This window comes from Streptomyces sp. CA-106110, from assembly GCF_050936285.1.
Taxonomy (GTDB): Bacteria; Actinomycetota; Actinomycetes; order Streptomycetales; family Streptomycetaceae; genus Streptomyces.
This window is the reverse complement of record NZ_JBNJNB010000002.1, coordinates 115614-127745: the sequence shown is the minus strand read 5'-3', so window position 1 is coordinate 127745 and position 12132 is coordinate 115614. Positions and strand designations below refer to the sequence as shown.

Annotated in this window: 9 protein-coding genes; 7 read left to right on the top strand and 2 right to left on the bottom strand. The window is 68.6% G+C overall.

The window, feature by feature from the left end:
• Positions 1-416 precede the first annotated feature (416 nt).
• From ACQEXA_RS58210 to ACQEXA_RS58195, 4 genes are all read left to right on the top strand, one after another.
• Positions 417-1637 (top strand): RNA-guided endonuclease InsQ/TnpB family protein, encoded by a 1221-nt coding sequence (locus ACQEXA_RS58210; RefSeq protein ID WP_433134900.1) that lies wholly within the window; start codon positions 417-419, stop codon positions 1635-1637.
• 506 nt (positions 1638-2143) lie between these two features.
• The gene (locus ACQEXA_RS58205) at positions 2144-2842 is read left to right on the top strand and encodes an SDR family oxidoreductase (RefSeq protein WP_432940616.1); all 699 of its coding nucleotides are present in this window, start codon (positions 2144-2146) and stop codon (positions 2840-2842) included.
• Between the two features lie 624 nt (positions 2843-3466).
• The gene (locus ACQEXA_RS58200; RefSeq protein WP_432940613.1) at positions 3467-4717 is read left to right on the top strand and encodes an MFS transporter; all 1251 of its coding nucleotides are present in this window, start codon (positions 3467-3469) and stop codon (positions 4715-4717) included.
• Positions 4718-4744: 27 nt separating this feature from the next.
• Positions 4745-5524: a TetR/AcrR family transcriptional regulator gene (locus ACQEXA_RS58195; RefSeq protein ID WP_433134899.1), complete on the top strand. Its 780-nt coding sequence runs from the start codon at positions 4745-4747 to the stop codon at positions 5522-5524.
• A 93-nt stretch (positions 5525-5617) separates the two neighbouring features.
• Here the strand turns inward: ACQEXA_RS58195 and ACQEXA_RS58190 are convergent, their stop codons facing one another.
• Entirely contained in the window at positions 5618-5962 is a 345-nt protein-coding gene (locus ACQEXA_RS58190; protein ID WP_432940608.1) for a hypothetical protein, read from the bottom strand.
• A 258-nt stretch (positions 5963-6220) separates the two neighbouring features.
• Positions 6221-6541 (bottom strand): hypothetical protein, encoded by a 321-nt coding sequence (locus ACQEXA_RS58185; RefSeq protein WP_432940606.1) that lies wholly within the window; start codon positions 6539-6541, stop codon positions 6221-6223.
• Positions 6542-6994: 453 nt separating this feature from the next.
• On the opposite strand from ACQEXA_RS58185, the gene ACQEXA_RS58180 reads away from it, so the two are divergent.
• From ACQEXA_RS58180 to ACQEXA_RS58170, 3 genes are all read left to right on the top strand, one after another.
• Complete coding sequence (locus tag ACQEXA_RS58180) at positions 6995-7342, top strand: hypothetical protein (protein ID WP_432940603.1); 348 nt, start codon at positions 6995-6997, stop codon at positions 7340-7342.
• A 320-nt stretch (positions 7343-7662) separates the two neighbouring features.
• Positions 7663-8256 carry a TetR/AcrR family transcriptional regulator gene (locus tag ACQEXA_RS58175; protein WP_432940601.1) on the top strand — a complete coding sequence of 198 codons (594 nt, stop codon included), beginning with the start codon at positions 7663-7665 and terminating at the stop codon, positions 8254-8256.
• Between the two features lie 892 nt (positions 8257-9148).
• Positions 9149-11962, top strand: coding sequence for an AAA family ATPase (locus tag ACQEXA_RS58170; RefSeq protein ID WP_433134898.1), 2814 nt, complete (start codon positions 9149-9151; stop codon positions 11960-11962).
• The last annotated feature ends 170 nt before the right edge of the window (positions 11963-12132 follow it).

Genomic DNA, 12132 nt, shown 5'->3' with positions numbered 1-12132 from the left:
GTCGGACCGGCCTCTTTCATCAGGTCCGCGACTCCCGGGCGGGTGAGGACCTCCCCGCGGACGAGGCGGGCGGCGCCCCGCAGGACCCGCTCACGCGACACGGCCTCGGCTGCCTGGGAGTGCCTCCATGTCGTGCCCGCCCGGTCTGCGGCGACTATTCCAATACAATCTGGATGATATCCATCATACACACTGCACCGTGCCGCGCGGTCTGCCGTGGTGACTCAGTGCGTTCACCGGCTTTCTCCGAGGATGCCCCGGCCTTCAGGCCGGGGAGGAATCGGACTCCTGCGGAGCAGGGCAGGGACAGCCGGATCGCCGTCAGGGCGATCCGGCGTCCACCCCGCACGGCCGTGATGCCGCCCACAACGGTCATGAACTCTCAACTGTCAGTCCTCCCGGGTAGGTTCGGATGCATGACGACAGAAGCGACCACGAAGGACACCGGGCATGCCCGGTACTCCTTCCGTGTACGCCTGTCGGCTACCGCGCGGCGCGCACTTGAAGCGGAGTGGGACCGCTGCCGGTGGCTCTGGAATGAATGCGTGGCCAAGTCGAAGCAGGTCCACCAGCAGAGCAAGGAGTCCGGAGAGAAGCTGACGTGTGGTCCGGCGCAGTTGGACAAGATGCTGACCGAGGCCCGCGGGTTGACGCCGTGGCTGGCCGAGGGTGCCTCGGTGCCTCAGCAGCAGGTGATCCGGGACTTCGCCAGGTCACGGGCGAAGGCGTTGAAGGACATCAAGGACCGGCTTCCGCAGCACCGCCGGGCCGGGATGCCCCGCTGGAAGAAGAAGCGGGAGGCCAGGCCGAGCCTCAACTACACGAAGCGGGGGTTCCGCCTCAAGGACGGTCGTCTGCACCTTGCGGGCCAGATCGTGCTGAGCGTGGTGTGGTCGCGGGCTCTTCCGGCCGAGCCGTCGAGTGTGCGCGTGTACCAGGACACGCTCGGGCACTGGTATGTGTCCTTCGTCGCCCCCGCGCGGACCGAACCGCTTGCCCTCACGGGGCGGGTGCTCGGGGTGGACTGGGGTGTGAAGGAGACCGCTACCACCACGGATGACGCCTACGATCTCCCGCATGCCGAACACGGCAAGCGGTCCGCTCAGCGGCTCGCGAAGTACCAGCGGATGATGGCCCGGCGCCGGCGTCCGAAGGGCCGGCCCGCATCCAAGGGCTACCGGAAGGCGCAGGCACAGGCCGCGAAGCTGCACAAGAAGATCGCGCGGCAGCGGGAGGACACCGGCCGCAAGTGGGCCAAGGCCGTCATGCGCGATCATGACGGAGTGGCGGTGGAGGACTTCCGCCCGAAGTTCCTCGCGAAAACCACCATGGCCCGCAAGGCGGCCGACGCGGCCATCGCGGCGACGAAGCGCGCCCTGATCGAGATGGGCCGCAAGCACGCACGGGACGTCCGTCTCGTGCACCCGGCGCACACCACGATGGACTGCGCGCAGTGCGGAGCGAGAACCAAGCACGCACTCCCTCTCTCGATGAGAACCTATGCCTGCACCGTGTGCGGAGCCGTGTCCCCCAGGGACAAGAACTCCGCCCGCGTGATGCTGGTCCGGGCAGGTTGGAACCCGGACGGTGCCGAGGGCGTAAGACCACCTGAGCCGCCGGCTCCGGTGGCAGCCTGAGCCGTACATCCCCGCTCAACCCTGGAGGGTGGAGAATCCCCTCCCTTCAGGGAGGGGAGCCTTCAATGCAGGGTGAATGCTGCCCCGAGAGGGGGCGGCAGCCCTGGGGGCCGATCATGCAGGCCCAGGGCGGCTGCCTGTCGGTCAGGTTGCGCATGCGCAGCGGTTCATGTCCGGTCGGGGTGGCCTGAGAGCGACGAGAGTCTCGCGCCTGCGGAGGGTCGGCTGCCGGTCGGCGGCGGTCTGGTGTCGGCGTGCCGTCGGGGCTGGATGGGCCCGCTGTCTGCCCTTGACGTCAGTTTCTTGACCTCGGTCCATGGCATCCTTAAATTGGATGACGAAAATCATCCAGATGTGGAACGGTCCCGGGCATCGGCGTCACGGGCCTGGCTGCCACCGGCCTTCGCCGCAGGTCGCGACCGCCTTCCAGCCCGGGATTCGGTCCCGCCGTCCAAGAGCCCGAACGGCCTGCCTGTGCCGGCAACGCAACAGCAAAGGAAAGAACGATGGACATCAAAGGGTCAGTAGCCCTGGTCACGGGGGCCAACCGCGGCATCGGCCGTGCGTTTGCTCGTGCGCTGATCGAGCACGGGGCGAGCAAGGTCTACGCAGGCGTCCGCGAACCCGCGACAGTTGTCGACGGAGACGTCACTGCGCTGCGCCTGGACGTCACCAAGCCCGAGGAGGTCGCCGAGGCCGCCGCCGTCGCGGACGATGTCACCATCGTGATCAACAACGCGGGCATCGGCGGTGCAAGCACCAAGCTCTGGGAGGGCTCATTCGACGGTGCGCGCGAGGCAATGGAGGTCAACTACTTCGGTACCTGGGCTGTTTCCCGCGCATTCGCCCCCATCCTCGCGCGTAACGGCGGGGGCGCACTCGTGAACATGCTGTCGCTGGCCTCCTGGGTCGGGCGGCCCCTGTTCCCCGGCTATGCCGCCGCCAAGGCGGCGCAGTGGTCCTTGACCGACGCCCTGCGGCAGGCCCTACGCGAACAGGGCACCTTGGTGATGGGGGTTCATGCCGGTTTCGTGGACACGGACCTGAGTGCCTGGGTGGACGCCCCGAAGATCAGCGCGGCCGACGTGGCCGAGCAGACCATGCAGGCCCTGGCCCACGATCGCAGCGAAGTCCTTGCAGACGAAGAAACCAGGCAGACCAAGGCCGCCCTGTCGCGGCCGCTCAACCCCGAACCCGGCCCCTGAAACGCCGACCTGCCTTGCCGAGCCGGTCACACGGCGTCCAGCGTGGTCGTTGAGACGGTCACTAAGTGCTGTTCGACGCAGTTGATGTCGACGGCGAGGTGAGAACCGACCGTGTGTTCAGTCGATCACTCACCAGCCCCGACGCCTTGGTATCCGGTCGGGCCCGGACAGAGCCCCAAGATGTGAACGGGTCGGCCCAGATCGGTGATGAACTGGGTGGCCGTGTCCGTGAAGTCCTGCGGCGTCGCCACCTGCGGGGAGCCGTCGCGGCGTGAGGAATGGACTTTCCTGCGAGCCGGTGCGTCGGTTCGCCGGTGCTCCTTCCACGGTTCCGGCAGCGCCGGAAGCGCACAGGACGGTGACCGTCCGGCAGCCTTCTGCGTCTTCAGCGACCTTCTTCACGGGCGCCGCCAGTGGTGCGACGTGCCTCACGATTCTGTGTTCCACCAGCACTAGACAGATCTGTCTAGTACGAGGAAGACGTACTCCGTCTAGTTCTGAGAGTGATCCATGAGCCCCGTATCCACCGCGCCTCACGCCACTCCTACGGGCATCCCCGCCAGGCGATCTCCAGCTCACGCCGCCCAGCGACGCCCGGTCCTGGGGCCAGCCGCCTCCATCGGCGTGCTGGCCTCGATCCTCGTGTCGCTGCTGGCCGCATCCAGCACGCCGACCCCGCTCTATGCGATCTACCAGAGGCACTGGGGCTTCTCACCGATCACCATCACCGTCGTCTTCGGCGTCTACGCCGTGGCCGTACTCATCTCGCTCCTGGTCTTCGGCAAGCTCTCCGACCATGTCGGCCGACGGCCGGTCCTGCTGGTGACTTTGATCGGGCAAGCCGCGGCCATGATCGTGTTCGCCGCCGCCGGCGGGGTGGACGCACTGCTGGCCGCCCGTATCGTCCAAGGCATAAGCACCGGTGCGGCGGTCGGCGCGCTGGGCGCAGGGATGCTCGACATCGACCCGCGCAGGGGCGGCTTCCTGAACTCCTTCGCGCCCACCATGGGGACCGCCAGCGGCGCCTTGGTCTCCGGACTGACCGTGCAGTATCTGCCGGCGCCCACCCATCTTGTCTACGTCCTGCTGCTCGGCGTGTTCGTCCTGCAGGCGCTGGCCGTGCTCGCCCTGCGTGAGACGGCGAGCCGCAAGCCGGGCGCACTGGCCAGCATGGTTCCCGAGATAAAGCTGCCCAGATCCGCCCGCGCCTCGGTGGCGATCGCCGCTCCCGTGCTGTTCGCGATGTGGGCACTGACCGGCCTGTACGGCGCGCTGGGACCAGCCATCACCCAGACCCTGGTGCACTCCACCTCCGTTGTGTGGGGCGGACTGCCGCTGTTCGTGCTCGCCGGTTCCGCGGGCCTGGCCGTCGTAGTGCTGCGCGCAGCCGCGACGCGGAGCGTCATGCTGATCGGAGTAGGCGCCCTGGTCGTGGGCGTGGTGATCACCCTGGTGTCCATCGCCTCGGGTACCGGCGGCGCACCCTCCGTGATGGGGTTCTTCGTGGGCGGTGCGATCTCCGGCTTCGGCTTCGGCAGTGGCTTCCAGGGCGGCATCCGGCTGGTGATGCCGCAGGTCGAGCCTCACGAACGGGCCGGTGTTCTGTCCCTTCTCTATGTTGTGTGCTACCTGGGCCTGGGCGTGCCCGCCGTGATCGGCGGCATCCTGGTCGTGCACGGCGGCGGGCTGGTGCAAACCTCTCGGGAGTACGGCATCGCCGTCATCGTGCTTGCTCTCGTGGCGCTGACTGGGCTGTTGCTCAGCGACCGCGCCGCACCGGTGGCACTGGTCCGGACGCAAACCGGTCTCCATTCCGCGATCGCGCCTGCCGCCGAGGCCTCGCAGACAACGGGCACCGCCCGTCGCGCAGACTAGACAAATCTGTCTGAAGGGGTGATGGTCATGGCGACCAGGACAACCAAGGCGTCTGCGCGTGAGCGTCTGCTCGAGGCCGCCAACGAGCTCTTCTACAGCGAAGGCGTGCAGACTGTCGGCATCGATCGCGTCATCGAGCATGCCGGGGTCGCCAAGGCATCCCTCTACAACACCTTCGGGAGCAAGGAAGGCCTCGTCTGCGCCTACCTGGAGCTCCGCAACGTCCGCATCCGCGACCGGATCACCCGGACCCTGACCCGCTTCCGGACCCCGCGCGAGCAGCTGCTCGGTGTCTTCGACGCGCAGGGCGAGGCGTTCACCGACCCTGAGTACAACGGTTGCGCATTTATGCGGGCCACCGCCGAGACGCCGGAAGACAGTGCCATCAGGCGCGCCGCTGACAGCAACCGGGCCTGGGTGCGTGGCCGTTCACGGAATTGGCCACCGCGTCCGGATATGCCGCCCCCGAGGAGCTGGCCCGCCAACTGCACCTGCTCTACGACGGCGCATCGCAGGCTGCACGGATGGACCGCGATCCCTCCGCTGCCACAACAGCACGCGCCGCTGCGGCCGTCCTGCTCGACGCGGCGTCGCTCACCGAGCCCACGGCCGTTACGGCCGGAACGCCATCCCCTCACCGTGAGGGCGCGATTGCCGCGCAATGAGCTCTCGGCACGTGCTGAGGCCGGTGCCGCCGAAGGGAAGAGGGGCACGCAGGTACACGCGTCCCACGGGGCCGTCTTCCAGCGATGGCATGCGGCTGAGAAGCTGTGTTACACCCTCTTTCCGCAGGTCGCGGCGCTATGAATGCGCGCACGCAGGTCCTCGAGGGATGGTGTTTTTCCAGGTGACTTGACAGGGGGTGCCGCACGGTGGTCGCGAACCGCTGGTTTCCCTCCTTCAAGACGTGTTCCGGGTACGGCGCGGTGGGGAACCGGTCGGGTCGCCCCGTGCGGGCCGGCAGTCGACCGGCCGGCAGCGGACCGATCCGGGCGTGTCCATCAGGGTGCTGCGCGACGCCTCGACCGCCTCTCGCAGCTGCTCGGCGTTCGCCGCCAACTGCGCTTTGAGCCTGCGAAGTTCGGCGATCAGATCATTGGCCGGTGGCTCGCGGACCGTCTCGATCGGTCCGGTCGGACGGATGCGACGCAGCAGTCCCGCTGCCGCGGTGGCCGACAGTTGCACGGGTGCACCGCCGGGCAGTAGGTCGCGCAGGAGCGCGTGCAGCTGGTTGGCCGCGCGCACCTCCGGACTGAGCCAGATTGACCCGCCGTTTGTCGAGCAGGGTCGGCACCGTGGTGTGGTCCTCGGACACGACCGGTCGGGCGTCTGTCTGCTTGCACCGCGTCGATCGCGTCGTTCTTGCGGCCTTTGCCTCGGGACAGTTGCCGGACCCGGGCGGTGTCGGAGGTGCGGATGTCTACGACCGTCTCGTCGCGGGCCACGAGCCATTGGGACAGGTGCCGTCCCAGGCCGCCGGCGCCTTCCACGGCCCACCGCCGCTCAGGCCGCTTTCCTGCCCAGGCCGGCAGCGGTCCCGCGGAAAGACCCACACGCAGGCCTCCTCCGCCTCGCCCGCCACCGCTCAGCGTACTGTTCGCCATGCTCCGCGACGGCACCTCCTACGAACCCAGAACCCACGCCTCGCTTGACGAGAGACAGAGATGCCCCGGGGGAGTGGCCCACCAGACCCAGGGCGCTGGTGAAGCGGGCGGCGGCAGCGAAGAGCTGCTCGGCCAGGGTCAGGTCCAGCTGACCGTCCGAGCTGAAGGCGCGGCCGTCGCGGCCGCCCGCGGTGGCGACGGCGGTGTAGAGCGCGTCCATGTGGCGTCCCTTTCCGGCGCGGTTTCATTTTCATAAAGCGCACAATTAAGTTGTGCATCTGTAGATGAAGTACCAAACGACGTACCGCTGATGGAAGGTTGCGTTCCCCGGCGAGTCGGTGCACTCGGAAATCCTACGCCGTCGGAACCCCGGTCCGCCCTGGGATCCCGGGCTCGGCCGCGTTCCGGGGCAGGTCCCGGGCTGCCGATCGGGCGTTTACTTTGTCACATTTTAAGAGCTCGAGTTTTACTCGTGCGCAAGCTAAATTGGTCGTTGCCGGTCGAGCCCCATGGATGGGCCAGCCGAGAACCTTGAAGGCCTCTCATGCTCGGGGCCGGGCGGGCAGCCGCGTGAGCGCCGCTGCATCGCTGGGTCACTTTCGGCCTTGACTGTCGAAACACCGCCAACCGCTCAGGGCCTAAGGAGCCGTGGGCAACTCAAGGAGGAAAGATCATGAACCACCTCATACGGCGTATCGCGATCACGGGCGTTTCAGCTGCGGTCGTCGGCGGGGCCCTTCTCGCCACCGAAGGTTCCGCCTCGGCCCTCGCGCTTCCGCACAGTGGCCCCCCAAGGGCCACCGTCGCCGTCGCCGACACCCGCTACTCCCCGTGGATCGCCGACCAGTTGGCGCTCTTCGTGGACGGCAACGGCACCTCGAGAGCTACCGGCACCACCACGAGCACCTTCGCCACGACCGCAGCGAGCGCCGTGAGTGGTGATGGCCGCAGCGGTGCCAACGCCGCCGCCCGCCCGGCAGGTGTCCACGTCGCCGGGATTCACCCCCACCCTGTCAAATAGCGTCCATCTTCTCCATCGGGTCGGTCCGGCAGATGAAGTCGCTGTCCCGGAGGGCGGCGCGGGTCAGTGCCGAGAAGACGGGCTCGACCTGGTTGAGCCAGGAGGCGTGAGGCGGGGTGGCGGCCGCATGCCTGGAGCTTCGCGCTCTACCTCGCCAGCCGAGACGGCTACGCCGACAACGTGCCGCCCAGCGGCCTAGTTCAACATCCAGAAGTCATAGCGAGTACGCGACTCAATTCATCAATGCAAATACATGTGTATGATGATTGACATCTAGTTGCCAGGCGCGCAGGCGCCGCTTCTCGAAGGGAAGGCTGGAGATGGGCCACTCACAGGCGGAGAAGGCGGCATCCCGCGAGCGTGTGCTGCACATCGCGGCCCGCAAGGTCCGTGCGGAGGGCGTGACCCGTCCCGGCATTGCGGACCTGATGAAGGAGGCGGGACTCACGCACGGCGGCTTCTACAAGCACTTCACCTCCCGCGACGACCTGATCACCCAGGCCGCAACCCTGGCCCTGGCGGACGGCTCGGCGAAGATGGAGCAGGCCGCGCGGAAGAACACGCAGGAACCGCTGGCCGGGCTCATCGACGCCTACCTCGCCAAGCAGCACCGTGATGCGCCCGCCACAGGATGCGCCCTGGTCACCCTCGGCGCCGCCACCGGGCGCGGCAGCGACCAAGACCTCAAAGCCGCCTATGAAAAGCACGTCCGCATATTCCGGGACCTGATCGCCGGCCTGGGCGACGACGAGGAGGAGGCACAGGCTGAGGCGATGCTTACCCTCAGCGCCCTGGTCGGCGCCATGCTCATCTCCAGGGCCGTAGCCGACCCGGAATTCTCCGACGAAATTCTGGAGACAGTCGCCGAACAGCTGAAGCGGCACGGGCAGGGAGCCGCGCGGCCTGCTGCCTGATCCCGAATCCACCGGATTGACTCGTGAGTGATCTCGGGTGCTGTCGGCTGATGCCTGCGTGAGAGGCCGTTGCCTTTCCGATCGTGAACGGTTTCCGTCGAACGGGAGTCCCGACCGGGTGATGGCGGCTGGGGCCAATGCCCCGTCACCGAAGCTGCCGCGACAGCCGGCGACGTGCAGCACGTCATCCACCTCACCGCCTCGATGCAGGATGTGGGTGTTCGGTTCGCTCTCTGGTGGGCGGCGTCTGCCCGCCCCGCTGGACCGTCCACGAGCCCACGGAGGGCGACGCTGACAGCGGCTGCGTCGAGGCACCGGTCCCTCGAAGCCCTGTACAACGATGTGGAACCGCACCTGGCGCAACAGTGTCGCCAGACTCGGCCGCCCGTCGCCGGCCTCGATGGCCCAGCCCTTCACCCGGGCCGCCTGGCCCACGGTGCCCAGCACCAGGAGGACCTGGCCATCTTGTACATCGTGTGTGAGGAGGACCTGGCTATCGTGTTGCCGCTCCACCAGGCCGTGACCGAGCGCGCCCCGGCGGACCCGGCGGCTGCGCTTGGCGCACTCGTCGTTCCTGTTGCGGCCGGTGGAGTCGGCCCGCATGCTCCGGGAGGAACTCGCCGGCCGCCTGCGGGATTTGTGGTCCTCTCCCGCGTGAGGGCTTGACGCGAACCCGCGTCGCTTCGCATGGACCGCCGCACGGCCCGGGCCGCGTCTGACGGCTTTCGGGATCCCGAGGGTAATCTGCGAACTTTGGCCGTGACCGATCTTTGTTCCGACGTGGCGGCGGCCTGGTTTCGAGGGGTGGCCCAGCCGTGGTCGCCGGCTCCTGTCAGGACAGGTGCCGCACCGTAGCCCTTGAACACGCAAACCTCGTCAAGCTGATAGGAGAATGTCGGTGAGCAGTGGTGACTCCCGCGGGCAGACCGCGACAGACACCCTGATCGGCCGCAGCAGAGACCTGAAGCGGATCCATGACCTGCTGGGTCTTGGGGCCGAAGGCGGAGCGCTGCTGCTGTCGGGCCAGGCGGGGGTCGGGAAGTCGGCAGTCCTGGACGCGGTCGCCGAGGCCGCCTCGGCGACCGGGGCCCGGGTGCTGCGCGCCACCGGAACACAGTTCGAGGCGGATTGCAGCTACTCGGGCCTCAACCAGGTCGTCCTCCCGCTTCAGGAGGCAATGGACTGCCTCGAGGACACCTACCGCGACGCCCTCCGTGTTGCGCTGGGTTTCGAAAGCGGACCACCGCCGCAGAGGCTGGTCGTCTCCAACGCCACGCTGGTCCTGCTGCAGAAGGCCGCCGCCGACCAGCCTCTGCTGGTGGTCATCGACGACCTTCCCTGGATCGACCGGCCAAGTGCCGCCGTACTGGACTTTGTGGCGCGGAGAATGACCGGCAGCAAGGTGAGTCTGCTCGCCGCGGCGCGCTCGGAATCACCGGCCCTGCATGAGAGCGGCGGACTGCAGGAGTACAGGCTGGCGCCTTTGGACAAGGAGGCGGCGGACCACCTGCTGACCACCCGGTTCCCGAGCCTCGCCGGCAGGGTGCGCCAGCGTCTGATGACCGCCGCACAAGGCAACCCCCTGGCGCTGCTGGAGCTGCCCACCGCGCTGCGCGCGGCGCAGCTTGCCGCGCTGGAGGAGCTGCCCGCCGTACTGCCGCTCCCTCGACGCCTGGGAGAACTCTTCGGCTCCCGGATCGCCGGCCTGCCCGAGGGGGCGCAGCGACTGCTGCTGCTGGCAGCGCTGGAGGGGACCGGCGATCTCGGCGTCCTGCAAGCGGCCGCGCGCCAGGCCGGCCCCGGGGACGCCCTGGACGATCTCGCGCCTGCCGAACGGGCTCGCCTGGTGCACATCGACCTGGGTAGCAGGCGACTGACCTTCCGCCACCCGCTGGTTCGCTCCGCCGCCGTGGAGACCGCGGCGAGCGGCGCGCGGCACGCGGCACACCGCGCGCTCGCCCACACACTGGCGGAGCAGCCCGAGCGCCAGGCCTGGCATCTGGGCGAGGCGACACTGGAACCGGACGAGCACGTGGCCGCGCTCCTGGAACACACCGCGCGCCTGACCCTGCAACGCGGTGACGCCGTGGGGAGCGTGCGGACGCTGACGAGGTCCGCGACCCTGACCCCGCACGGCCCCGACCGCGGCCGACGGCTGGCCGAAGCCGCCTACATCGGCGCCGAGTCCACCCTCTCGCTGCACAGTGCACAGGCGCTCCTCGACGATGCCCGGCAGGCCGACCCGGCTGTGCAGGTCTCCCTGCACTCCGCCGCCGCAGCGGCCGTCCTGCTTCTCAACGGCGGCAGCGACCTCGACACGGCACACCGGCTGCTGGTCGGCGCCATCGAGGACACCCCCCACAGGTACGACGCGCAGGACACGGCACTCGTCGACGCCCTCCATCTTCTTCTGCTGATCTGCTTCTACGGCGGGCGGCAGGAACTGTGGCCTCCCTTCTACGCCGCACTGGAGCAGCTCAGGCCCAAGTGTCCGCCGACCCTGTCCGCGGCGGCCAAGACGTTCTCCGACCCGGCGCGCACGGGCGCCGCGGCACGCGAGGAGCTCGACCGGCTCCTCGCACAACTGCCGCAGCAGACCGATCCCGTCGAGATCGCGAGGACCGGTACGGCCGCTGTCTACCTCGATCGGCTCGGTGACGTTCGCGAAGCCGCCTGGCGAGTGGTGCAGCAGGGCCGCGCCGGCGGTTCGGCCCGCCGGCATCTGGCCGGACTGATGCACCTGTGCCTGGACGACTACCACGTGGGCATGTGGGACGAGGCGCAGCAACTGGCGGACGAGGGCAGCCGGCTGTGCGACGACTACGGATACACCTTCTTCTCCTGGTACTACCAAGCCATCCGGGCGATGGTCGCCGCGGCCCGCGGCGACCAGGAGACCTGCCAAACGGCGGTCGACCGGATCACACGCTGGGCGACACCCCGGAAAGTGCACGGCGCCCTGCACTACGCCCAGCACGCGGCAACCGTCGCTGCCCTGGGAAGCGGTGACTTCTCCAGCGCCTACCAGCATGCGACCGCCATCAGTCCGGCGGGCCAGCTCGCCTCGCACGCGCCGCACGCCCTGTGGGTGATGATGGACCTGGTCGAGGCGGCCATCCGCACCGGCCGCCAGGAAGAGGCGGTGCGCCATGTGCGGGCGATGCAGGACGCCGACGTCGCAGCGCTCTCTCCACGGCTTGCTCTGGCCACGCAGGCCTCCGCCGCGTTGTGCACACCCGAGGACGCCGAGGCTGTGCGATTGTTCGAGAAGGCGTTGGACATCCCCGGAGCGGATCGGTGGCCCTTCGACCTCGCCCGCGTACAGCTGTCCCTCGGCGAGCGATTGAGGCGTATGAGGGCGACGGAGAAGTCCAGAAAGCCGCTGGGCGTCGCCCTGGCCACCTTCGAACGGCTGGGAGCCCGGCCGTGGGCGGACCGCGCCGGGAAGGAACTCCGCGCCGCCGGCGCAAACACGCGGCATGCGAGACAAGAGCGCACGCATACGCTCACACCGCAGGAGATGGAGATCGCCCGGCTGGCGGCATCCGGCCTGACCAACAAGCAGATAGCCGAACGCCTCTTCCTCTCCCACCGGACCATCGGAGCCCACCTCTACCAGATCTTCCCGAAACTCGGCATCACCTCGCGCGCCATGCTGCGAGACGCCCTGGATTCCGCTGCGGCCCCGGACGCCCGATCACCCTGATTTTGCCCGGCCCGGACCTCGGGGCCGAGCACGAGCGCCGCCGGGGCCACAGATGCGTTTCCCAGACCAAGCAGCCGTCTTTGCCGCCGCAGGACGTGGGGCCGCTGCGCTGAACGTTTCCGTCCGGCCAGTGCCTGTTCATGGTGGGGTCCGGGCCGCCGCCTCGTCAT